The organism is Acidithiobacillus sp., assembly GCF_023255755.1.
Taxonomy (GTDB): domain Bacteria; phylum Pseudomonadota; class Gammaproteobacteria; order Acidithiobacillales; family Acidithiobacillaceae; genus Acidithiobacillus.
The window spans coordinates 1-23932 of record NZ_JAGDVS010000059.1; the positions used below are offsets into that span (position 1 = coordinate 1).

Here is a 23932-nt window from a genome sequence, read left to right on the forward strand (position 1 = left end):
GGGCGACCATGGCCTTGCGGCGCGGGACGCTGGAGGCCTTTGGCGGCTTGCCCAGATTAGCGAACCAACTGGCGGATGATTACTGGCTCGGTGCCTACAGCCGCCAGTTGGGGCAACACACCCTGTTGGCGGATTATGTGGTCGACACCGAGGTTCAAGAGGCCGGTTTCCGGTCATTTTATCGGCATGCCTTGCGCTGGTCGCGCACCACGCGATCGGTACAGCCGCTGGGGCACGCGTTCTCCTTTTTGAGTTATCCGCTGCCGCTGGTACTCCTGCTGGCACCTTGGATGGGCCTGTGGGGCGGGCTGCCTCTGGGTGTGGTTCTCCTCTTGCGCCTCGTGTACCATAGGCAGATTATGCATAAACTCGATGCAGGCGACTCCTTCGGAGTGGCCCTGCTGGGAGATTTTCTGGGCCTGTGGATTTGGTTTCACGCCCTTTTCGCGCGGCACGTCGCCTGGCGAGGGTCGCAATTTGCCATCGGCGCCGACGGGCGGATGGGTGGCCATGACGGAGCAAAACAATGACGATGAAAACCCTTTTCTTGCAAGCCCCTTCTTTTGAGGGATTCGACGGTGGTGCCGGTTCGCGCTATCAGGCCAAGCGGGAAATTCGCTCTTTCTGGTTCCCCACCTGGCTGGCCCAACCCGCCGCCATGATCCCCGGCAGTCGTTTGCTGGATGCCCCTCCAGGGGATGTCAGTGTTGAAGAAACCCTGCAGGTGGCGGCCGCGTATGAGCTCTGCATTATCCACACCAGCACGCCGTCTTTCCCTTCGGATGTGCGCATGGCCGAGTTGCTCAAGGAGCACTACCCCGAGATGCTGATTGGCATGGTCGGCGCCAAGGTGGCCGTAGAGCCGGAAGAATCCCTGCAAGCCTCCACCGCTGTCGATTTTGTCGCTCGCGAAGAGTTTGACTACACCCTCAAGGAAGTGGCGGAAGGGCGGCCCCTCAGTGAAGTGGACGGCATCACCTATCGCTCCGGAAATGGTCAGATTGTCCATAATCCTGATCGTGCCATGATTGAAGACATGGATGCTTTGCCCTTCGTCTCCGAAGTGTACAAGCGCGATCTGCACATTGAAGACTATTTCATTGGCTATCTGAAGCACCCCTATATTTCTTTTTACACCGGGCGTGGTTGCCGTTCGCAGTGCACCTTCTGCCTTTGGCCGCAGACTGTCGGCGGGCATCGCTATCGCACCCGCAGCGCCGCCAGCGTCATTGACGAGGTGCGCTATATCCAGAAGAACTTTCCGCAGGTGAAGGAAATCTTCTTTGATGATGACACTTTTACGGATGATCGTCCCCGTGCCGAAGAAATCGCCCGCGGTCTCGGCAGGCTCGGTGTGACTTGGTCCTGCAATGCCAAGGCTAATGTGCCTTATGAGACCCTCAAGGTACTGCGTGAGAATGGCCTGCGCCTGTTGCTGGTAGGCTATGAGTCTGGCGACCAACAGATCCTCAACAACATTAAGAAGGGCCTCAAGATCGAGGCGGCGCGTAAATTTACCGCCGACTGCCATAAGCTGGGGATCGTGATTCACGGCACCTTCATCCTTGGCCTGCCAGGCGAGACCAAGGAGACCATTCAAAAGACCATCGACTTCGCTAAGGAAATCAATCCGCATACCATTCAAGTATCGCTGGCGGCACCCTATCCGGGTACTTTCCTGTACAACCAGGCGAAGCAGGAAGGCTGGCTGACGGACGAAGACGAAGCCCATCTGGTCAACGACCGTGGCGTGCAGATCAGCCCCATGAGTTACCCGCATCTCAACCACACGGAAATCTTCGACTCCGTAGAGGTGATGTATAAGCGCTTCTACTTCCGTGCCGGCAAGATTGCCGAAATCACGGGTGAGATGCTCAAGAGCACGCAAATGATGAAACGTCGTCTGCGCGAGGGTGTCGAATTCGTCCGCTTCCTCCGACAGCGCCACGGCTGAGGTGGGGCAGGTCGGCGGTCGGCGGGTCATCTTCAACGCCGACGACTTTGGCTTGGATATGGCGGTGAATGAGGCGGTGGAGTCAGCGCATCGTGATGGTGTGCTGACTACCGCCAGTCTCATGGTGGCTGCACCGGCGGCTGAGGATGCTGTCACCCGCGCCAGAGAACTGCCACGCCTGGGTGTAGGCCTGCATCTCACGCTGGTAGACGGCACACCCCTGCTCCCCGCAGAGCAGGTACCTGATTTGGTCGATAAGCAGGGGCGTTTTGCCGCCGATCTCTGGCTACGCGGGGTGCGCTATTTCTTTTTGCCCCAGGTTAGAAAACAACTGGCGGCCGAGATCCGTGCCCAGTTTGCGGCTTTTGCGGCGACCGGTTTAGAACTGGACCATGCCAATGCCCACAAACACCTGCATTTGCACCCCACGGTACTCACGCTGATGCTGGATATCGGGGAGGAGTTTGGTTTGCGGGCGGTGCGTTTGCCCTGGGAACCTCTGGAGGCGGCGCGTTGTGGCGGTGCCAAAGGTTGGGTGCCGGCACTTTGGTCTGTCTTTCTGCGCCCCTGGCTGGCCCGCATGCGCCGCCAACTGGACTGTCGCCGGATCATGCACAATGATCTGCTCTACGGTTTGGATGCCACCGGCCATATGGACGAGGCGCGACTGCTCCGGATGCTCGGTTGTCTGCCAGCGACGGGGGTTACGGAAATCTATTTCCATCCGGCAACGGCGCAAACCGCAACATTGCACGCCCTCATGCCGGAGTATGAACAGCACGCCGAGTGGGCGGCACTGATGAGCCCCCGCGTAAAAAATTATTTGCGCGATCAAGACATCGCGAAGGGTAGCTTTAGTGATTTTGCCGTCCGTTGATCGTTTTTTGCAGCGCACTGGGGCGCTTGTCTCCCAAAGTTTAGTGGCTTTGGTGGACCTTTCGGTGCGACGTGCTGCCTGGATGCTGGCGGCCATTGTGCTGGCTACGCTTCTCGCTTTGGTCTACTCGGTTAGCCATTTTTCCGTAGATACCGATACCAGCCATGCCTTGTCGCGTGATCTGCCTTTTCAGCAGCGCGAAGTGGCTTATCAGAAGGCTTTTCCGCAGGATAAAAACACGATTGTGGTCGTCCTGCAGGGCGATAACCAGAATCTTACGGATACGGCGGTGGATCGTCTGAGCGCTTGGCTGCGTGCCCGGCCACAGTCTTTCCATGATGTGTATGTGCCTGGCGGCGGCTCCTTTTTTCAGCGTAACGGTCTCCTGTACCTCTCCCCCAAAGAAGTACAGGCTTTCGCTAACCGCATTACCGATGCCCAGCCCCTCATCGCCAGGCTCTCTGCTGAGCCCAGCCTGAATGGCCTCAGTGGCCTGTTAAGCATGGCGATCGGTCAACGCTTGACGAATGGCGTGCATCTGCCTGGATTAACGGGTATTTTTTCCGCACTGGATCAGGCGCTCACGGCGCAGATGCAGGGTAAGTCCTATGAAATCCCGTGGGGTGAACTCATGGGGGGCGATCTGGCCCAAATGGGGCCAGCGCAACGCTTCGTCATTATTCAGCCTGCCCTGAATTATAAGTCTCTGGAGCCTGCTGCTGCGGCTATACATACTTTGCGCGCTGGCCTCACCTCGCTCAACCTGAATGCTGCCCACGGGGTCGACGTTGGGGTGACCGGCGGCGCGGTACTGGATGCGGAACAATTGAAAACGGTGAGTCAGGGGGCTGCGGTTTCTTTGGCGCTGACCCTCAGTCTTGAAATTATTTTGCTGATCATCGCATTGCGCTCATTGCGTCTGGTTTCCGGTGTGCTGATCGGGTTGATCGCGGGCATGATTTTAACTACGGCCTGGGCGCTGTTTTTTATCGGTCCCTTCAATCTGATTTCAGTGGCCTTTGCCATTCTCTTCATTGGGCTGGGCGTTGATTTTGGCATTCAGTTCTGCCTGCGCTACCGGGAAGAAGTTTTTAACGGCGCCTTTCACCGACAGGCCATGCAGCGGGTGACGCAAGGTATGGGCGGTGCCTTAAGTCTTGCCGCCGTTGCGGCTGCTTTCAGTTTTTATGCCTTTGTGCCTACCAGCTATGCGGGTATCGTCGATCTCGGACTGATTTCCGGCACCAGTATGCTTGTTGCCCTCTTCATGACGCTTACCTTCCTGCCCGCTTTTTTGACCCTCTGGCCTATGGTGATCACGGGTACAAAACCGACGTACTATCCGCACCTGCGCCATATTCCTACCCTCGTGCGTCACCCTATCCACCGTTATGCCTACTATGTACTGGGCGGTGTGACCCTGCTGGCGCTGGCATCCGTGCCGCTGGCATTGCGCACTTCCTTTGATTTTAATCCGCTGCATATGATCGACAGCCATGCCGAGGGGGTGCGTGTTTTTGAGAAGCTCCTCGCTGATCCTCAGACGGCCCCTTATCGCATTGAGGTACTCACCCCTGATATCCACGCGGCGCAGGTCCTTGCCACGCGGGTGGAACAGTTGCCGACGGTGGCGCGTGCCCTGACGATCTCCAGCTATATCCCGGAACAGCAGTCCGAGAAGTTGGCCATTTTGCAGAATCTGCAGATTCTGGTGCCACCCTTTTCGCTGTCGATGCCCGCCAGTTTGCAGTCGCCGACGCCGGATACCCCCAAAAATCTTGCGGAACTGGTAACCAGGTTGCGAGACCTCGCGCAAAAAGATGGTGAGGGCACACGGGACGGACAGGTGGCCGCGGCGCTGGCTGGTCATCTGGCGCAATTTTTAGCGAAGGATGGCGCTGACAGTAAAGCAATCGCGGATCTGCAAACGCGGGTGATGGGGACTTTGCCCGGTGAGTTGCAGCGACTTGGCATGGTCCTGTCCGCAGCCCCGGTAACCTTGCAGAGCCTGCCGAGGTCCTTGCGCGATCGTTATGTGGCGGCCTCAGGCCAGGCGCGCGTGGAGATTTTCCCCAAAGCCAATCTGAGCAGTAATCAGGCGATGACGACCTTTGTGCAAAGTGTGCTGAAGGTGGAACCGAATGCCGTGGGGACATCGGTGATGCTGGTTCAGGGTGGGGAGGCGGTGCTCGGGGCTTTTCAGGAGGCTACTTTTATTGCACTGATCGCTATCAGCCTGCTGCTCCTCCTGGCGTTGCGCAGCTACCGGGACGTTTTGCTGGTCATGATCCCGCTGCTGCTGGCGGCATTGTTTACGGTAGCGGCCATGCGTTTGTTTGGGTTGAGCTTCAATCTGGGCAACATCGTCGTTCTGCCGCTGCTCATCGGCCTCGGCGTGGCCTTTGCCATTTACATTGTGGTGCGCTGGCGCAACGGGGTGGATGTGGCGCATTTGCTCGGCACATCCACGCCCATGGCGGTCCTTTTTAGTGGGCTCACGACCCTCAGCGCCTTTGGTAGTATGGCGGTTTCCCGCGATCCCGGTATGGCCAGTCTCGGCGAGGCACTGAGCCTCGCGCTGGCCATTGTGTTGCTGTGCATTCTGATTGTACTTCCGGCTCTGCTGCTGCTCTTCACCCAGTCACCCCGCGAAGACGGTATCGCGCAGGATGAAGGCCGCTAATTTGTTAAAACAGAAAGGCAATCTCCTGTTTCTGGCGGCTGGTCTGCTCGGCCTGGGCTTGTCTGTCTTCCTGATCGTGCAGGCCGGCGTTTCCGGCATTGTGAAATTGTTGGCGGTAGCCGGCTGGGGCCTGCTTTGGCTTCTCCCCTTTCACCTTCTGCCGCAGGCTCTGGATGTGCTGAGCTGGAAGTGGCTGCTGCGCGGTGAAGCGCGCGCGCGCTACTGGTTTTTACTATGGGTCGCGCTGGTCCGCGAGGCCGTCAACGGTCTCCTGCCGGTGGCACGGGTGGGCGGTGAAATGCTTGGTGTACGTCTCTTGACTCGCTATGGCGTGCCCGGTTATATCTCCGGGGCTAGTGTCATGGTCGAAGTCACTTTGACCTTGTTGAGCCAGTTTGCTTTCACGATCGCGGGACTCCTGGTGCTCAGTTACGAGGTAAGTGATCGTCATCTGCAACTGGATGTGGTGTTTCTTTTGGCGCTGGTGTTGCCGCTGTTGGTGGTCTTTGTCTGGATGCAGCGGCACTGGGGTTTGTTCACTGTTCTACAGATACTGATGAAGAAACTCCTGGGTGGCAAGGACCTGCTCGCGCTCATAGGCGATCCGCAATATCTGGATGCCGAAATTCGCAGGCTCTATGCCCGCCGCTGGGGCCTGCTTCCGGCCAATTTCTGGCAACTGGCGAGTCTGTTGGCAGGCACCGCGGAGGTCTGGTTTACCTTCTGGCTGCTTGGGCATCCTATTTCCTTCTGGGCGGCGCTGCTCATGGAAAGCCTGGGACAAGCCCTGCGCAGCATGGCCTTTCTGGTGCCTGGGGGACTGGGGGTACAGGAGGGTGGTTTCATCCTTTTCGGTAACGCTATCGGTGTGGGTCCCGACTTGGCGCTGGCCTTTTCGCTGGCACGGCGTTTCCGTGAAATCGTGCTGGGCATCCCGGTACTCTTGTCATGGCAAGTATTAGAGGGCCATCATGTACACCTTCAGTGGCGGCACAGACATGCCAATGAGGAGAGCATTTCATGATCGCCATGTCTTTGGATATGGGTTCCGGTACCCACATTCATTCTAAACGTTGGTGACCTTGTCCCACATACGCTTTGGTATGTTATACTGGCCACAAGGTGTTGTTCATTACTTACATGCTGCGTTGCAGCGAGGCGAGGGTATTCTACATGGGCGTTCCTTTAATTCAGAGCTATCGGGTAGGACGCTACATCCTTACGCAGAAATTGCGGGGGCGTAAACGCTATCCCCTGGTGCTGATGCTGGAGCCATTGTTCCGCTGCAACCTCGCCTGCGCGGGCTGCGGCAAAATTGATTACCCCGATGAAACGCTCGACAAACGCCTCTCTGTAGAGGAATGCATTGGCGCCGCCGAGGAATGCGGCGCGCCTATTATTTCCATCGCCGGTGGCGAGCCGCTGATTCACAAGGATATGCCCGCCGTCGTGGAGGGCCTCGTCGAGCGCAAGCGCTTTGTTTATCTTTGTACCAACGCACTACTCCTCAAGAAACGTATGGATGACTATCAACCGTCCCCGTACCTGACCTTCTCGGTGCACCTGGATGGCAACGAACATCGTCATGATGATTCAGTGTGTCAGCCTGGCACCTATCAGCGGGCGGCAGCGGCGATCCGCGAAGCGGTGGAAAAAGGCTTCCGGGTCACGGTCAACTGCACCCTCTTTCAGGGCGAAGGTGCTGAAGAAGTAGCGAGCTTCCTGGATGATTGCAAGGCCTTGGGTGTCGAGGGCGTGACCATCTCGCCGGGGTTCAATTACGAGCGGGCACCGCAGCAGGAGGTCTTTATCCAGCGGCGTGCCTCACGCCAGCTTTTTCGCGATATCTTCCGTATTGGCAAGGAGCGCAAGGCAAACTGGACGTTCAATCAATCCAGCCTGTTTTTAGATTTTCTGGCAGGTAATCAGAATTATCAGTGCACCCCTTGGGGCAACCCCACCCGCAACATTTTTGGTTGGCAGAAGCCCTGTTATCTGCTGGTCAGCGAGGGTTATGCGCAGAGCTTCAATGAGTTGATGGAGACGACGCCCTGGGATAAATACGGCGTGGGGGTGAATGGGAAATGTGACCAATGTCAGGTGCACTCTGGTTTTGAACCGACGGCCGTCAATGATACCTTCATCCATCCGCTGCGAGCCTTGAAAGTAGCGTTGCGCGGTCCGCGTACGGAGGGGCCGATGGCGCCAGACATGCCGGTGTCACCGCCTCCTCAGAGTCCCAGTCACCCGGTCTTTCCATTGCGCGTCGAACGTTGAGTTAATTCCGATTCGGGATGGATCTGGAGGAATTATGCTGAAAAAATCCGTAATAACGCTGTTGGCTTGTGCGGTGACGGGTATCACCCCAGCGCTCTCTGCAGCAGCGCTGGCTGCGCCAACGGCATCCACATCTACAACGTCAACGGCCAAGACGATTGTTGCGAATACGCCGGAAGCAACCATCACTGCATTGGATGCTGTTCTCATCAAATCCATGCAGGATGGAAGCCGATTGGGTTACAGTGGTCGTTACCGCATTGTCGCCCCGGTGCTGCAGCGCGCTTTTGATTATCCGCAAATCGCCAGTCTGACGCTGGGCGCTTATTGGGAAAAACTCAGTCCAGAACAGCAAAAAGAGTTTGTTGGAGTGCTTGCTGATTTCACTGCAGCCACCTATGCCGCGCGTTTCGACAGCTACAACGGGGAGCGTTTTGCTATCACGAAGAGCGAAACCTTGCATCCCGGTACGGAGGGGGTATTCAGTACCTTTACAGAGCATAATGGCAAGGTGCATCGTTTTGATTATATTCTGCAGAAGCAAGGGGATCAGTGGCGCATCGTTAATGTCTTCGCCGACGGGGTCAGCGATCTTGCCCTGAAGCGGGCGGAATATACCGAAACCGTGCAGAAAAAGGGTTTTGCCGCACTGGTTGCGCATCTGAAAGCACAAATCGCTGGGTACGCCAAAGGGTCCCAATGACGCGATCAGGTGTGTATTTATCGGGAGTGATGCTGGCCCTTGGAATGTTGACCTTGTCGGGATGTGCCACGGTAAATGGGCCTCAGAGCGCCGCGGAATCGCCCGCAGACCCGCTGGCGGCCATCAACAGGCCGATGTTCCATCTGAACATGGGTCTTTATGATTATGTGCTGGAGCCGCTAGCCACCGGATATAAAACAGTGACCCCGGATTTTGTGCGCGAGGGGGTCAGCAACGTATTTGCCAATGTGGATATGCCCTATATTTTTATCAATGACTTCCTGCAAGGGCGTGGTCAGCAGGGAATGGAAGATCTGAGCCGATTCCTCGTCAATTCCGTGTTTGGTCTGGGCGGACTCTTCAATGTGGCGAACCGTCTGGATCTGCCCAACAACGAGAACAGCTTGGGGGTAACGCTGGGTGTTTGGGGGGTTCCGCAGGGACCCTATCTGGTGCTGCCGTTTTATGGGCCCAGCTCACTGCGCAGTTTGCCCGGTCTGGCGATGACGATTTTTACCGGGCCGGCATATTATCTGACCAGTGCCCCGGCTCAGTGGGCCATGACGGGTATGGGAGTCATCAACAAGGGCTATGTCGAAGGGCCCAACATTCGGATGGTCCAGGATGCCGTTAATCCTTACGTGTTTATGCGTAATGCCTGGGAACAGCATGAGCAGTATCTGATTTCTGGAGGGGCTGTCAGTAAAAACCAGTTGCTGGAGGGCCTGCAACTGCCGCCACCGGTGGCCAGCACACCAGATCAAGCCACCCAGAGTCACGAGAGCAAAAAAGGAAATCCATAATCATGGCCTTCGATCACGATACCGTGCGGCGCACGGCACATCTGGCCCGTATTGCGCTGCCGCAGACAGAAATACCCGCAGTGGCGGATCAGTTAGAGCGTATCATGGCTCTGGTGGAAGAACTGCGTGCGATTGACACGAAGGGTGTCCCGACCATGGCTCACCCTCTGGATCTGGATCAGCCCTTGCGTCCGGACACGGTTGGCAATCATGATCAGCGTGAGGTGCTTATGGCCAGTGCTCCGGCGGCTGAACACGGGCTTTTTCTCGTCCCCAAAGTTATCGAGTAGGAGCTGCACTTGGAACTCCATGAATTCTCCCTGCGGGAACTCCGCCAGGGCCTGCAGGAGCGGGATTTTTCTTCTGTAGAATTGACCACGACGTTGCTAAAGCGGATCTCCGCCCTCAATCCGGCGCTGAATGCTTTTGTCACGGTTACCGAGAGCAAAGCCCTCGCCGCCGCGGCGGCGGCGGATGCGCGACGTGCGGCTGGTGAAGATGGTCCCTTACTCGGCATTCCCATGGCCCATAAGGACATCTTCTGCACTGCGGGGGTACGCACCACGTGTGGTTCAAAGATGCTGGAGCACTTTGTCGCGCCCTACAACGCCACCGTGGTTGAGCGGCTGGCGGCAGAAGGCATGGTCATGCTGGGTAAGCTGAATATGGATGAATTCGCCATGGGTTCTTCCAATGAGACCAGTTATTTTGGTCCGGTGCGCAATCCCTGGCATACCGATATGGTGCCCGGGGGCTCTTCCGGGGGCTCTGCCGCTGCGGTGGCAGCGGGCCTGATCCCCGTGGCGACGGGCACGGATACCGGGGGTTCTATCCGCCAGCCAGCCGCCCTTTGTGGCATCACGGGTATCAAGCCGACGTATGGCCGGGTCTCCCGTTACGGCATGATCGCCTTTGCTTCCAGTCTGGATCAGGGCGGTCCCATGGCACGTAACGCCGAGGACTGTGCGCTGATGCTGAACGTGATGGCCGCGCATGACCCGCGCGATTCCACCAGTCACCCGGCCGCTGCCAGCGATTTTTTACGCGGTCTGGATCGTCCCTTGCAGGGTTTGCGGGTGGGGGTTCCGGAGGAGTTTTTCGGCGCCGGTCTCGACCCCGAGGTGGCGGCCGCCGTGCAGGCGGGTATTGCGGAGCTCGCCCGGCAGGGCGCCGCGGTGCAGTCGATTCGCCTGCCTAATAATCCCCATGCGGTTAGCACGTACTATGTCCTGGCGCCGGCGGAGGCCTCCAGCAACCTGGCCCGTTTTGACGGCGTGCGCTACACCCACCGGGCGGCGAACCCTGCCGATTTGACCGATTTGTATCAGCAGAGCCGGTATGAGGGCTTTGGTGCGGAGGTGCGGCGACGGATTCTGGTGGGCACCTACGTGCTCTCTGCGGGTTACTATGATGCCTATTATCGCAAGGCCCAGCAGGTGCGCAGCCTGATTCGCGAGGATTTCCGGCGGGCTTTTGCGGAAGTGGATGTGATCGTCGGACCGACCACGCCGACTCCGGCCTTTCCGCTGGGGGCCAAAAACGCGGATCCGGTAGCCATGTATCTGGCGGATATTTATACCATCGCGGTGAATCTGGCGGGCATTCCCGCGCTCAGCGTTCCCTGTGGTTTCACTGCGGCCGGGTTGCCTGTCGGCATGCAGTTGATGGGGGATTACTTCGCCGACGATCTATTGCTCAATGTGGCCCATCGCTATCAGCAGGAAACCCAATGGCATCGCGCGCGTCCGTCCTTGCAGGCGGGGGAGGCTTGAGTATGGACTGGGAAGTTGTCATCGGCCTGGAAGTCCACGCCCAGCTCAATACCGCCACCAAAATATTTTGCGGCTGTCCGACCGCTTTCGGTGCGGAGCCTAACAGTCACACCTGCCCGGTCTGTCTGGCTATGCCCGGTGCTCTGCCGGTCCTCAATGCGGCAGCAGTAGATAAAGCTATCGCTTTAGGGCTGGCGATTGGCGCGGAGCTGAACCGGCACAGTATTTTTGCCCGCAAGAACTACTTTTACCCCGATCTGCCCAAGGGCTATCAGATCAGCCAATACGAGCTGCCCGTCGTCGGCAAGGGGACGCTGACGGTGCAACTGGCTGACGGTGTGGAAAAGGTAGTGGGTGTCACCCGTGCTCACCTTGAAGAAGACGCCGGTAAATCACTGCACGAGGCCTTTATCGGTCAGTCTGGCATCGACCTGAACCGCGCGGGTACGCCGCTGTTGGAAATCGTGTCGGAGCCGGATATGCGGTCGCCGGCTGAGGCGGTGGCGTATCTCAAGAAACTGCATGCCCTGGTGCGTTATCTGGATATTTGTGACGGTAACATGCAGGAAGGCTCCTTCCGTTGTGACGCCAACGTCTCCCTGCGGCGGCCGGGCGCGGCATACGGGACCCGGGCAGAGATCAAGAATCTCAACTCTTTCCGTTTTCTGGAAAAGGCGATTGAATACGAGATCGTTCGCCAGCGCGATATTCTGGAGAGTGGTGGTCAGATTGTGCAGGAAACACGTCTCTATGATGCAAATCGCGACGAAACCCGCTCTATGCGCAGCAAGGAAGAAGCCAACGACTACCGCTATTTTCCTGACCCCGACCTGCTACCGTTGGTGCTGGACGAGTCGCGTATCGAGCGGATACGGGACATCCTTCCTGAGTTGCCCGATGCCAAGCGTACCCGTTTTATGAATCAGTACGCCCTGACAGCCTATGACGCGGGGGTGCTCACCGCAGGCCGTGTCTTGGCAGATTACTACGAGCAGGTGGCCGCAGATGTGGATGGTAAGCTGGCGGCGAACTGGGTCATGGGCGATCTGCTCGGCGCCCTCAACAAGGCGGGTATTGAGATTGATGACTGTCCGGCCTCTGCAGAAAAACTGCGTCTGCTGGTTCAGCGTATTGCGGATCAGACGATCTCTGGCAAGATCGCCAAAGAAATCTTTGAAGAGATTTTTTATCGCGGTGGTGAGGTAGACGCCATCATTGATGGTCGGGGTTTGCGGCAGATCACCGATGTGGCGGCTATTGCCGCAATGGGGGATGCCATCGTCACGGCCAATCCGCAACAGGCGGCCGACTTCCGCGCGGGGAAGGACAAGCTGCTGGGCTTCTTCGTGGGGCAGGTGATGAAGGCCAGTCAGGGGAAAGCCAATCCTGATCAGGTAAACGCTATTTTGCTGGAGCGCTTGCAGAAAGGTTAGCGGGCGGAGTTTCACTCGTGCCAAAGGGGCGCCCGGAACGCCGGAATGCCCCTTTGTGTTGTGCTCTGGTCAGCCAATCAGGAGGCTGGAACCGTTGCGGGCACGTCCTTGACGAGTTTCAGGAAAGCACCGAACGGGCCCATGTTCCCCATGGCTTCCATCTTCGGCCCCTTGAAGTTCAGGCGTCCGAACATCATGGCGGTCAGCGGGGAGCCCATGTGATGCCAGTCATGGGTGGTCGCCCACATTTTATAGTCATAATCATAATTAAGCTTGCTGACTTTGATGGGGCCGCCATAGCTGCATATTGCTTTGCCCTCTTTGAGGGCGATTTCCAGTTGCACGGGTGGGGTGGTCTTCATGTCGGAGTCGGAGACTTCCATCACTTTGTAGCCTTTGCCACCGTTGTTTTTGACCCAGGAACCGGCCAGCTTTTCGGTCAATGTCGGGCTGTTGTTCCACGCGGTGCAGAGGTCTTGCGCCCAGGCTGGGGACATGAAAGCGGGGGTTGCAGCGGGCGCCTGGGCAGTGCTATTTGCTGCCGCAGTCGGGGCGTCCGCCGCCACAGCCATTGTCGACCCCGCTAAACCAAGCCCCAAGATGGCAGCTATTGTCATTTTTTTGAACATCGACCTTTCCTCCGTATTGCTATCGCCGCGCTCCAGATGAGCGTATAGCAGTATAGTCTCAGAGGGTTATTGCTGACACCAAGGTATTTTTAATTGCGCGATAAATAATCAGAAAATCGTTATATAATGTTTCAGCGAGGAGCGGCGTTGTGTCCATTCCCATCGGGCAGCACTTTCGTTAGACTAGCGGACCACGGAGGTGTGGCAGAGCGGTTGATTGCACCGGTCTTGTCCCCAAATCGAGCCCCTGCCGGGAAACGGGCAGGGTGGCAGGAATCAAATTCGGCGAAGCCCCTGGTTTATCCGAGGTAACGCCGAGCCAAGCCGGAAAGGTTCCGGAAGGTGTAGAGATCAGACGGTTCCCACCTACAGCCTCACGGCCAGGGTGAAGGCATGATCCAGACTCCAAAAGGGTCCTTGTGGCCCTGTGGCGAAAGCCATAGCGGGTAAGGAAAACCGGCAGGGGTTAACGCCCCTCGTGAGTTCGAATCTCACCGCCTCCGCCAAATTCATTCGTAACCAATTGATTCAACTAATACCCAGGAGCTTTTGATTCGCGGTAATCTGATGAATGGGCGTAAGATTCAATAACTGGCCATCAGACACGGTGCAAAATCAGTAATATTATAGCCAAATCATATGGTTGGAAGTCATCTCGCTGTTGCCCTGAGTGAGCGCGGTAATCGACCATGGGTGCCGCAAATCGCGCCGAAGAAACACGTTGTGGCTTCTGTGAGGCTGGTTCCTGGGAGATCATCATTTTATAACTATAATATATTCAATATGTTAATAAGTATTTCTTGAGCGGCATCTGTGACGGTACCCATCGCCGCATCGTCTCTTGTGTATTTGTTGTAGAATGCCGCACATAAGCCCGTCACCTCAGGTAAGCCTCCACCGTATGCCTCTCAAGAAATCCGAACTCTACGCCTCCCTCTGGAAAAGCTGTGACGAACTGCGCGGGGGCATGGACGCCTCCCAGTACAAGGACTACGTGCTGGTCCTCCTCTTCGTCAAATACGTCACCGACAAGGCCGAACGCAACCCCGACTCCCTCATCGAAGTCCCCTACGGCGGCTCCTTCCGGGACATGGTCCTGGCCAAAGGCGACAAAGAAATTGGTGACAAACTCAATAAAATCATTCGCAATCTTGCGGAAGCCAATGACCTCACGGGTGTCATTGACGTTGCCGACTTCAACGATGCCGACAAACTGGGCCGAGGCAAAGAGATGGTGGATCGCCTCACCAAACTCATCGGCATTTTTGAGGGACTGGACTTCACCAGTAACCGCGCCGATGGCGATGATCTGCTGGGGGATGCCTACGAATACCTCATGCGCCACTTCGCCACCGAGTCCGGCAAGAGCAAGGGCCAGTTCTACACCCCTGCCGAAGTCTCTCAGGTGATTGCCAAGGTTATCGGCATTGCCCAGGCCAAGAACGCCTCACAGACCATCTACGACCCGACCTGCGGCTCCGGCTCCCTATTGCTCAAGGCGGCTGCGGAAGCCAGGACCGGGGTCACCATCTACGGGCAGGAAATGGACAACGCCACGGCGGCGCTGGCCGAAATGAACATGATCCTGCACAACAACGAAACCGCTGAAATCTGGCAGGACAATACCCTCTCCAGTCCGCACTGGATCAATACCGACGGCGGCCTCAAGACTTTTGACTACGTGGTCGCCAATCCGCCTTTCTCCACCAAGGCGTGGAGTAATGGCTTTGATCCGTCCCATGACCTCTATGGCCGCTTTGAAGAGGGTATCCCCCCGGCCAAGAATGGCGATTACGCCTTTCTGCTGCACATCCTCAAGTCCATGAAGAGCAGCGGCAAAGGGGCCGTGATTCTGCCCCACGGGGTGCTGTTCCGGGGCGGTGCCGAGGGCGGTATCCGCAAGAACCTCATTCAGCGCGGCGTAATTCAGGGCATCATCGGCCTGCCCGCCAACCTTTTCTATGGCACCGGCATTCCCGCCTGCATCATCGTGCTCGACAAGGCCCATGCCACCGGTCGCAAGGGCATTTTCCTCATCGACGCCGCCAAGGGCTTTCAGAAGGACGGCAACAAAAACCGCCTGCGGCAGCGGGACATCCACAAGATCGTCGATGCCTTCGCCAGACAGGCGGACATACCCGGCTATGCCCGCATGGTCAGCCATGCCGAAATAGCATCCAACGACTTCAACCTGAACATTCCCCGCTACATCGACAGCAGCACTCCCGAAGACCTGCAGGACATTGAAGCCCACCTACAAGGCGGCATTCCTGACCGTGACGTGGAAGCTATGGGGGATTACTGGGCCATTCTCCCCGGACTCAAGGACAGTCTCTTCACGCCCCTCCGGGAGGGCTACAGCCAAGTCAAGGTAGAGTCCACCCAAGTCCGCAGCACCATTTTTGAGCACCCCGAGTTTGAGGCGTTTTCTCAGGGCATTCATGCCCTTTTTGAAGACTGGCGGGGAATGGTCAACCCCACTCTGAAAGCCATCACCCCGGAGGTTCACCCCAAAGCCCTCATGGAGACCCTGGGAGAAAGTCTGCTGGCCACCTTCAAGCCATCGGCACTGGTGGACCCCTACGCCATCTACCAGCATCTGATGACCTACTGGGTAGAGACCATGCAGGACGACGTTTACCTGCTCATTGATGACGGCTGGAAAGCCAGCCCGGAACTCATTCCTGAAGACCTGGTTATCCACCGCTATTTCCCCCAAGACCAAGAAGCCATTGATGCGCTGGAAGCGGAGCGGGACGTATTTAGCCGGGAGCTGGAGGAACTGGAAGAAGAGCATGGGGGAGAGGATGGACTCCTCAGTGAGGCCAAAACCGACAAGGGCAAACTCAGCAAGGTCAGTATTACGGCGCGACTGAATGACATTCGCCGGGACAAAGAAGCCGCAGAAGAAAAAAAGCTGTTGGAACAGGTTCTGTCCACACTGGAAAAGGCGTCCCAGGCCAGCAGGGCGGTAAAAGAAGCCCAGAAGATCCTTTCTGCTACCGTCAGCAAGCAGTATGGACAACTGGACAGCCAGGCCGTGAAGAACCTCGTCGTTGAAGACAAGTGGCTTACCCGATTGGCGGAAGACGTGCAGGCGGAACTGGACCGGGTTTCTCAGGCCTTAACCGGACGCGTGAAGGAACTGGCGGAACGCTACGCCAGCCCTTTGCCGAAACTAGAGGCTGAAGTGGAAACACTGTCTGCCCAGGTAGAAGGCCACCTGGAGAAGATGGGGTTCGTATGGAAGTGAAGCCGGGATATAAGCTGACGGAGGTGGGGGTGATTCCGGAGGATTGGGAACGAATGCCGCTGGAAAAGCTTTCTGCCTTCATCACGAAGGGTTCAACACCGACAACCCACGGATTTAGGTGGGAACCATCTGGAATTCTCTTTCTAAGAAGCGAATGCGTATCGGACGACGGTCTTGATCTAACCCAGTCAATGTTTATATCAGCACATGCTCATCAAATGTTACGCCGCAGCGAAGTATGTGGCGGAGATATCCTGATGACAATCACAGGAAATGTTGGCCGTGTGGTATATTTTCTGGATATTGAGGCGGCAAATATAAATCAACACATTGCGAGAATAAGGATATCATCCTCATCCGTAGATAGCGGCTACATTTATCATTACATATCTCAACCCGCTATCCGCGTATATTTTGGCTCCATTACGACTGGCCAAGCATACCCACAGATTAGTCTACGGCAAGTCAGAAATGTACAAATTCCACTTCCACCTTTCCCCGAACAACACGCCATAGCCACCGCCCTGTCAGACGTGGACACTCTGATCACAAAACTCGACCAACTCATCGCCAAAAAGCGTGACATCAAACAGGCCACCATGCAGCAACTCCTCACTGGCCAGACCCGACTTCCGGGGTTTAGTGGGGAATGGGAGGTGAAGCGGTTGGGGGAGCTAGTAGAGTTTTTCAAAGGAAAGGGCCTGCCCAAGAGTATGGTTAGTGCCTATGGTAAACGGCACTGTATTCATTATGGTGAATTATTTACGCTTTATCCATCTGTGATAAATTACATTCTCAGCCGAACGGATAGTGATGATGATTTTTTTACATCATCTAAGCATGATGTATTGATGCCTACGTCAGATGTGACTCCCAACGGCCTAGCCAAGGCTAGTTGTATACTGCATGACAAAATAATTCTCGGTGGAGATATTTTAGTTATTCATCCGGGTAGCGCTCTGTTTGGCCCTTTTCTTGCCTATCTGATCCGAAGAGAAAGAAGGCAAATCATGAATTTAGTTACTGGCACCACCGTATTTCACTTGTATGCCGCAGACATGAAGAAATTTACTCTTAAACTACCACCCCTCCCCGAACAACAAGCCATCGCCACCATTCTCTCCGACATGGATGCCGAAATCACCGCCCTCGAATCCCGCCGCGACAAAACCCGCGCCCTGAAACAAGGCATGATGCAGGAACTGCTGACGGGTCGGATTCGCTTGCCCATAGCAAAACACCACATGGTTTCGGACAGAACCAACCCAACCGTGGAGATGCGGCAGTGATAAACCATTTCGCCGTTGTTGCCTTCGCCAGTCTGGTCCTCACTCTAGCCGTGGCTACCATCGGCTCCCTGTTTCGCCCCGACGCCTGGTATGAACACCTGCGCAAACCAGCGGGTACGCCCCCACCCTGGGTCTTTCCGGTGGTGTGGACCATGCTCTATATCCTCATGGCCCTGGCGGCCGCCCTGGTCTTCGTCAGTCCTGCGGCACCTTTACGAACCACCGCACTCGTTCTCTATGGCATCCAATTATTGGCTAACGCCAAATGGTCCTGGCTTTTTTTCCGGCTTCACAAGCCGTTGTGGGCACTCATAGATATCTTGGTGCTACTGGCCTTGGTCCTGGCTGCCATAGGGGTCTTTGCGGCGATCAACTCCATAGCGGCACTGCTTCTGGTTCCGTATGGGCTATGGCTGTTCGTCGCCCTGTATTTGAACTGGACTATATATTGGCTGAACCGAGATATCCGTTGAGGGAGGTGAGCATATCCTCTATGCCTGTATTGATTCATGGAGCGTGTTCACATGTTGCCTGAAACCGCACGCCGCAAAGTCCACGAGACTGAACAGCGTTTAGGCCACTGGGATGCGTATGTCCGAAGTATCTACATTACCATCCTGGTGATCATGGCCTATCTGCTGGGATACGAGTTTGACCTGATGGCTCCGCTGCATGGCGGGGCAGCCGTAGTCGGTGCCTTGTGGGCCGCCGTTACGGTATTGGCCGTATACAAGGACGATCGTGTTACTACCCGCAGCAGTTTCTTTTCGACCATGGGTTTCGCTCTATTTGGCGCAGCCGTGGCCTTGGCTTATCTGCTCTGGATTCCACCGCATAGGATTTGGCCCTGATCATTGTCCTGGCCATGCTGATGAGTCAGGCGCTGGGGTTTGCAGAAAACAATAACGGGAAGTCGGACAGGTCCAGGTGATTTAAATGGTGTATGGCCTGATGGCCGCGTGGCCTTTAGGCTACTTATTATGGTACGCTTAACCGGTCTTTTAGAGACTATGAGGGACTTTCCATGACCCACGTCATTCTTGCCGATGTTGCTGCCAGTGTTTCCGAACTCAAAAAGAACCCTATGGGAACCGTGGCCGCAGGAGAAGGGGCTACTGTGGCCATTCTCAACCGCAACGAACCGGCTTTTTACTGTGTCCCAGCCGCTACCTATGCTGCGCTCCTGGAACATCTGGAAGATTTGGAGCTGAACGCTTTGGCGGAAAGCCGTCTGAAGGATGGCCAAGCCCCGATCAAGGTGTCGCTGGATGCCTTATGAGCTCACTTTCCATCCCTCTGCCCTCAAAGAATGGCAGGCCTTGGACCATAGCGTCCGTGCCCCATTTAAAAAGAAGCTGGCAGAACGCTTAGTGCACCCACGCGTCCCTTCCGCTCAACTGCAGGGCCACCCGGATCGCTACAAGATCAAACTCCGCAGCATAGGCTATCGCTTGATCTACCAAGTGATGGAAACGGAAGTCCAAGTGTTGGTCCTGGCAGTAGGCAAGCGGGAAGGCTCTGTCGCCTATCACAAAGCCAAAGGACGCTAACCCATGCCCGCCGCCATCGGTGCCCGAGAAAGACACACCCAAGATCGGATCATTCATCTCTTCCAGCACGCCCTCGGCTACCAATACCTCGGCAACTGGAAAGACCGGCCCGACAACCGGCCCATTGAAGAAACCCTCCTGACCTGCTTCCTCCAAAAACAAGGCTATACCACCGCCTTTATTTCCCGCGCCCTCCACGAACTGCAAACCATAGCCGGAGACAGCACCCAGCCCCTCTACAACGTCAACCGGGCCGTCTATGGCTTGCTCCGCTACGGCGTCAAGGTCAAAGCCGACACAGGAGAACAAACCCAGACGGTCTGGCTCATCGACTGGAAGCACCCTGAAAACAATCATTTTGCCCTGGCCGAAGAAGTGACCGTCAAAGGCACCCATGACAAGCGTCCGGATCTGGTCCTCTACGTCAATGGCATAGCCCTCGGCGTCATTGAACTCAAACGCTCTACGATCTCCATAACGGAAGGTATTCGTCAGAATCTGGACAACCAGAAGGTGGACTTCATAGAACGCTTCTTTGCCCCGCTGCAGTTGCTTCTGGCCGGTAACGACACGGAAGGCGTCCGTTACGGCACCATCGGCACCCCTGAAAAATATTACCTCAGTTGGAAAGAGCCCAGCCCCATAGACAACCTCCTGGACCGGCACCTGACTCAGCTCTGCAGTAAAGCCCGTTTCCTGGAACTCATCCACGACTTCATCGTCTTTGATGCCGGGGTCAAAAAGACCCCCCGCCACAATCAGTATTTCGGGGTGAAGGCCTCCCAGGAACATATTCGTCGACACATGGGCGGTATTGTTTGGCACACCCAGGGCAGCGGCAAAAGCCTCACCATGGTCTGGCTGGCCAAGTGGATTCGGGAAAACATGCTCGATGCCCGAGTGCTCATCATCACCGACCGCACCGAGCTGGATGAACAGATTGAAAAGGTTTTCCTGGGGGTGGACGAAAACATCTACCGCAGCAAAAGCGGGGCGGATCTGATTGAGCAGTTAAACAGTGCCGAGAACTGGCTTATTTGCTCCCTCATTCACAAGTTCGTTTCCAGGGACGCCACGGACGTAGAAGGCTTCATTGCCGAGCTCAAAAAGGCCCTGCCTGCGGACTTCAGCCCCAAGGGTAATCTCATCGTCTTTGTGGACGAGTGTCACCGTACCCAGTCCGGGGAACTGAACAAGGCCATGAAGGCCATTCTCCCCAACGCCATTTTCATCGGCTTCACCGGCACCCCCCTCCTCAAAACCGATAAGAAAAAGAGCATTGAAGTCTTCGGGGACTACATCCACGTCTATAAATTTGACGAAGCCGTCAAAGACAAAGTGGTGTTGGACCTGCGTTATGAGGCACGAGACATTGACCAGGCCCTCACCAGCCCGGAACGCATTGACCAGTGGTTTGCCTCCAAGACCAAGGGGTTGACGGACATCGCCCTCCTGCAACTGAAAAAGAAGTGGGGGACCCTGCAAAAGATCTACTCCAGCAAGTCCCGCCTGGAAAAGATTGTGGCAGATATCCTCATGGACATGTACAACAAGCCCCGGCTCATGGACGGACGCGGCAATGCCATGCTGGTCTCGGGCAGCATTTATCAGGCCTGCAAGTTCTACGAGCTGTTCGCCCAGACCGAACTGAACGGCAAATGTGCCATCGTCACCTCCTACAAACCCAGCACCGCTGATATCAAGGGCGAAGAGACGGGTGAAGGCTTTACTGAACGACTCCGGCAATACGACATCTACCGCAAAATGCTCTCGGACTGGTTCCGGGTGCCCCCGGAAGAGGCCATGGGACGGGTGGAAGAGTTCGAGCTGGCCGTAAAAAAGCAGTTCATTGAGTCTCCGGGCCAGATGAAGCTGCTTATTGTCGTGGACAAGCTCCTCACCGGCTTTGATGCACCACCGGCCACCTACCTCTACATCGACAAGGCCATGCGGGATCACGGACTGTTTCAAGCCATCTGCCGGGTGAATCGTCTCGATGGAGAGGACAAGGAATACGGCTACATCATCGACTACAAGGATCTGTTCCATAGCCTGGAAACGGCGATGACCGATTACACCCAGGGGGCGCTGGATGGTTATGACCGCGAGGACGTGCAGGGACTCTTGGGCGACCGACTGAGCAAAGCCCGTGAGGACCTGGAAGAGCGACGGGAGGCCGTCAAGGCCCTGTGCGAGCCGGTGGCACCACCGCAGGGATCCCTGGAGCACCTGCACTACTTTTGTGGGGACGGCGCCGCCGCTGAGGACAAGGAGACCTTACAAGCCAAGTCTCCCCTCAGAATGGCCCTCTATAAGGCCACGTCCGCCCTGATCCGTGCCTACACCGCTATAGCCAACGAGCTGGAGGAAGCGGGATACACCCCAGAACAACAGAACAAAATCAAAGCGGAGGTCCGGCACTTTGAGAGCATCCGGAATGAGGTCCGGCTTGCCAGTGGGGACTATATTGACCTGAAGGTCTATGAACCGGCCATGCGGCACCTGATTGATACCTACATCCGTGCCGAAGAGAGTCGGAAGATTTCTGAGTTTGATGATTATGACCTGGTGGATTTATTAGCCAGCCGGGGCTATCAAGCAGTGAAAGACTCCCTCCCTGAGGGGTTAGCCCAGCAGGAAGAGTCAATGGCCGAGACCATCGAGAACAATATACGCAAACTCATCACCGACGAGTCTCCCGTCAACCCCAAGTATTATGAAAAGATGTCCGAATTGCTGGAGACGCTGATTCAAAATCGCCGGGAACAAGTACTCACTTACCAGCAGTATCTTGAGGAAATTACCCAACTGGCCGGTCAGGTTAAAGACCTGCAGCGTGGAGAGACGTACCCTAAGTCCCTTATAACCACCGCACAGCGGGCGCTTTACGACAATCTGGACCAAAACGAAGAAAAGGCCGTCGCCTTGGATGGTGCCATTCGGGCCGTCAAAAAAGATGACTGGCGGGGCAATAAATTCAAAGAGCGGGAAGTCAAACGCGAAATCAAACGTTACCTGGAGGACCCAGAGGACGTGGAGCGGGTGTTTACCCTGGTGAAGGAACAACGCGGTGATTACTGAAACCTACACCCTGCAGTTAGGTGACCTGTCCGTGCAGGTGATCAAGAAGCCTATTAAGAATATGCACTTGGGCGTTTATCCGCCGTCGGGCTGGGTACGTGTGGCGGCCCCATTAAGGCTCAGTGAAGAGGCTATTCGTGCAGCGGTACTCAGTCGTCTGACTTGGATTAGAAAGCAGCAGCGGAAGTTTATGGGGCAAGAAAGAATCTCTCCTCGTGAGTACGTATCCGGGGAGAGCCACTATTACCTGGGCAGACGCTACCGGTTACGCGTGCACTCCACGACCCGGGCGGGCCGCGTTGAACTCAGCCACGCCCATTTTATTGACCTGCATTGTCGGCAAGGCGCCAGCAAAGACCATAAGGAAAGACTGGTTCTGGCCTGGCACCGGCAGAGCCTACAAGAACGCATCCCCGGCCTCGTTGCCCACTACGAGCCTATATTGGGGGTAAAAGTCGCAGAATGGGGCATCAAATGTATGAAAACCCGCTGGGGGACCTGTAATATCCGGGCGAAGAGAATCTGGCTGAATCTGGATCTGGCACAACACCCGGAACCTTGCCTGGAATACGTGGTAGTGCATGAGATGGCGCACCTGCTGGAACGGTTACATAATGACCGCTTCAAAAGCATTCTGGACCGGGCAATGCCGCATTGGCGGCACGTAAAAGACCAGTTGAAAGAGGGGTTACCGCTGATATTGCCTGAAAGCGAGGACGAACGTGAGCAGTGAGATAGCTCCATTGACCAGTGAGGTCCAAGCAGAGATGGATGCTATTATTGAAACCTTCAACAATGGGTTTCCCAAAAGTGTGCTTAGTCATAACAAGTACGCCCCGGATGAGTGGGCCTGCCCTGGCTTGCAATATGTCGATGGTTCCGTGGAGGGGGCAATGCAGTGTGGATTGGAGGCATTCCCTTTATGACCAAAACCCATATAGATCGTCTCCCGCTACCGGAGAGACAGAAGAATGCGCTTCGCCAAGCCCGTGTCACTCAGAACCTGATAGCCGATGCCGTCGTCAAACGCGATAAACTGACCCTTGAAGAAAAAGCCCATTACGTAGAAATCATTATTGCTCGTCAACCGCAATTAGTAGGGACTATTATCGTTCTCAAGAAATTGGGATTGACTGAGGCTACTATGGAGCCTCTGATGGATCTTCTCCTGATGGTGACGATCGCCCTGGAAAATGGGCAGATTGAGCTACCACCGGCCAGTGAAGGCTTGGTGGATATGTGCTTTGAACGGGTGATCACCCGAATGACACAGGAGACAGATGCCAGACTGTCTGCTCTGGAAAAACGACAAGCCTCCCAGGATTACATTGAGCAACACCCGGAGCAATGGCTACTGGCCTATGTGTTTAATTTGGTCCAACCAATGAAACAATCGCCAGAAGACGACCGGATCGTAAACCTATTCGTTACCACCGCTTTCAAGTATGTGGAAGTATTTACGGAGCTGCTTCATCCTGGTTGGACACAAAAACAGGCACATTAGAGTCCCTCCGGGCCAGTCCCTCCCAGCCGATCATGGACGGACTCTCATGATCAATGACAGGTTGGCAGCGGATAGGGGTAGGGAACGGCGATTACCGTCCCCTCCCTCCGAACCCGGTGTGCGG

21 protein-coding genes are annotated in these 23932 nt (G+C 56.0%); 20 read left to right on the forward strand and 1 reads right to left on the reverse strand.

What is annotated here, in order from left to right; genetic code table 11:
• The 11 genes from Q0C48_RS03940 to gatB form a co-directional block, all read left to right on the forward strand.
• Window positions 1–530: glycosyltransferase (locus Q0C48_RS03940; protein ID WP_291521752.1), on the forward strand; the 530-nt coding region annotated here is incomplete at its 5' end.
• Complete coding sequence (hpnJ, locus tag Q0C48_RS03945) at window positions 527–1954, forward strand: hopanoid biosynthesis associated radical SAM protein HpnJ (RefSeq protein WP_291521754.1); 1428 nt, start codon at window positions 527–529, stop codon at window positions 1952–1954. The genes Q0C48_RS03940 and hpnJ, both read left to right, overlap by 4 nt.
• Window positions 1914–2831 (forward strand): hopanoid biosynthesis-associated protein HpnK, encoded by a 918-nt coding sequence (gene hpnK / locus Q0C48_RS03950; protein ID WP_291521756.1) that lies wholly within the window; start codon window positions 1914–1916, stop codon window positions 2829–2831. Before hpnJ ends, hpnK begins: the two co-directional genes overlap by 41 nt.
• A complete protein-coding gene (locus Q0C48_RS03955; protein WP_291521758.1) occupies window positions 2812–5514 on the forward strand; it encodes an MMPL family transporter in 2703 nt (900 codons plus the stop codon). Before hpnK ends, Q0C48_RS03955 begins: the two co-directional genes overlap by 20 nt.
• A gap of 1 nt (window position 5515) precedes the next feature.
• Window positions 5516–6538, forward strand: coding sequence for a lysylphosphatidylglycerol synthase domain-containing protein (locus Q0C48_RS03960; protein WP_291521760.1), 1023 nt, complete (start codon window positions 5516–5518; stop codon window positions 6536–6538).
• Between the two features lie 149 nt (window positions 6539–6687).
• Entirely contained in the window at window positions 6688–7791 is a 1104-nt protein-coding gene (gene hpnH, locus Q0C48_RS03965; RefSeq protein WP_291521761.1) for an adenosyl-hopene transferase HpnH, read from the forward strand.
• 34 nt (window positions 7792–7825) lie between these two features.
• The gene (locus Q0C48_RS03970; RefSeq protein ID WP_291521763.1) at window positions 7826–8494 is read left to right on the forward strand and encodes an HpnM family protein; all 669 of its coding nucleotides are present in this window, start codon (window positions 7826–7828) and stop codon (window positions 8492–8494) included.
• A complete protein-coding gene (locus Q0C48_RS03975) occupies window positions 8491–9297 on the forward strand; it encodes a VacJ family lipoprotein (protein ID WP_291521765.1) in 807 nt (268 codons plus the stop codon). The genes Q0C48_RS03970 and Q0C48_RS03975 overlap by 4 nt, the downstream gene beginning before the upstream one ends.
• A gap of 2 nt (window positions 9298–9299) precedes the next feature.
• Window positions 9300–9587, forward strand: a complete 288-nt coding sequence (gene gatC / locus Q0C48_RS03980) for an Asp-tRNA(Asn)/Glu-tRNA(Gln) amidotransferase subunit GatC (protein WP_291521767.1) — start codon at window positions 9300–9302, stop codon at window positions 9585–9587.
• A 9-nt stretch (window positions 9588–9596) separates the two neighbouring features.
• Window positions 9597–11069 (forward strand): Asp-tRNA(Asn)/Glu-tRNA(Gln) amidotransferase subunit GatA, encoded by a 1473-nt coding sequence (gene gatA, locus Q0C48_RS03985; RefSeq protein ID WP_291521769.1) that lies wholly within the window; start codon window positions 9597–9599, stop codon window positions 11067–11069.
• Window positions 11070–11071: 2 nt separating this feature from the next.
• Entirely contained in the window at window positions 11072–12502 is a 1431-nt protein-coding gene (gene gatB, locus Q0C48_RS03990) for an Asp-tRNA(Asn)/Glu-tRNA(Gln) amidotransferase subunit GatB (protein WP_291521771.1), read from the forward strand.
• 77 nt (window positions 12503–12579) lie between these two features.
• On the opposite strand, the gene Q0C48_RS03995 is transcribed toward gatB, so the two are convergent.
• Window positions 12580–13131 (reverse strand): SCP2 sterol-binding domain-containing protein, encoded by a 552-nt coding sequence (locus Q0C48_RS03995; RefSeq protein ID WP_291521774.1) that lies wholly within the window; start codon window positions 13129–13131, stop codon window positions 12580–12582.
• 901 nt (window positions 13132–14032) lie between these two features.
• Between Q0C48_RS03995 and Q0C48_RS04000 the strand changes: the two genes are divergently transcribed.
• From Q0C48_RS04000 to Q0C48_RS04040, 9 genes are all read left to right on the forward strand, one after another.
• Window positions 14033–16384, forward strand: coding sequence for a type I restriction-modification system subunit M (locus Q0C48_RS04000; protein WP_291521776.1), 2352 nt, complete (start codon window positions 14033–14035; stop codon window positions 16382–16384).
• Window positions 16375–17673: a restriction endonuclease subunit S gene (locus tag Q0C48_RS04005; RefSeq protein WP_291521778.1), complete on the forward strand. Its 1299-nt coding sequence runs from the start codon at window positions 16375–16377 to the stop codon at window positions 17671–17673. The genes Q0C48_RS04000 and Q0C48_RS04005 overlap by 10 nt, the downstream gene beginning before the upstream one ends.
• Window positions 17670–18146 (forward strand): TspO/MBR family protein, encoded by a 477-nt coding sequence (locus Q0C48_RS04010; protein WP_291521780.1) that lies wholly within the window; start codon window positions 17670–17672, stop codon window positions 18144–18146. The genes Q0C48_RS04005 and Q0C48_RS04010 overlap by 4 nt, the downstream gene beginning before the upstream one ends.
• A 51-nt stretch (window positions 18147–18197) precedes the next feature.
• Window positions 18198–18524, forward strand: a complete 327-nt coding sequence (locus tag Q0C48_RS04015; protein WP_291521782.1) for a hypothetical protein — start codon at window positions 18198–18200, stop codon at window positions 18522–18524.
• A 173-nt stretch (window positions 18525–18697) separates the two neighbouring features.
• The gene (locus tag Q0C48_RS04020) at window positions 18698–18952 is read left to right on the forward strand and encodes a plasmid stabilization protein (RefSeq protein ID WP_291521784.1); all 255 of its coding nucleotides are present in this window, start codon (window positions 18698–18700) and stop codon (window positions 18950–18952) included.
• The gene (locus Q0C48_RS04025) at window positions 18942–19223 is read left to right on the forward strand and encodes a type II toxin-antitoxin system RelE/ParE family toxin (protein ID WP_215877056.1); all 282 of its coding nucleotides are present in this window, start codon (window positions 18942–18944) and stop codon (window positions 19221–19223) included. Before Q0C48_RS04020 ends, Q0C48_RS04025 begins: the two co-directional genes overlap by 11 nt.
• A gap of 3 nt (window positions 19224–19226) precedes the next feature.
• Window positions 19227–22304: a type I restriction endonuclease subunit R gene (locus tag Q0C48_RS04030; protein WP_291521786.1), complete on the forward strand. Its 3078-nt coding sequence runs from the start codon at window positions 19227–19229 to the stop codon at window positions 22302–22304.
• Complete coding sequence (locus Q0C48_RS04035; protein ID WP_291521788.1) at window positions 22294–23037, forward strand: SprT family zinc-dependent metalloprotease; 744 nt, start codon at window positions 22294–22296, stop codon at window positions 23035–23037. The genes Q0C48_RS04030 and Q0C48_RS04035 overlap by 11 nt, the downstream gene beginning before the upstream one ends.
• Window positions 23038–23226: 189 nt before the next feature.
• Window positions 23227–23808, forward strand: coding sequence for a hypothetical protein (locus tag Q0C48_RS04040; RefSeq protein WP_291521790.1), 582 nt, complete (start codon window positions 23227–23229; stop codon window positions 23806–23808).
• The last annotated feature ends 124 nt before the right edge of the window (window positions 23809–23932 follow it).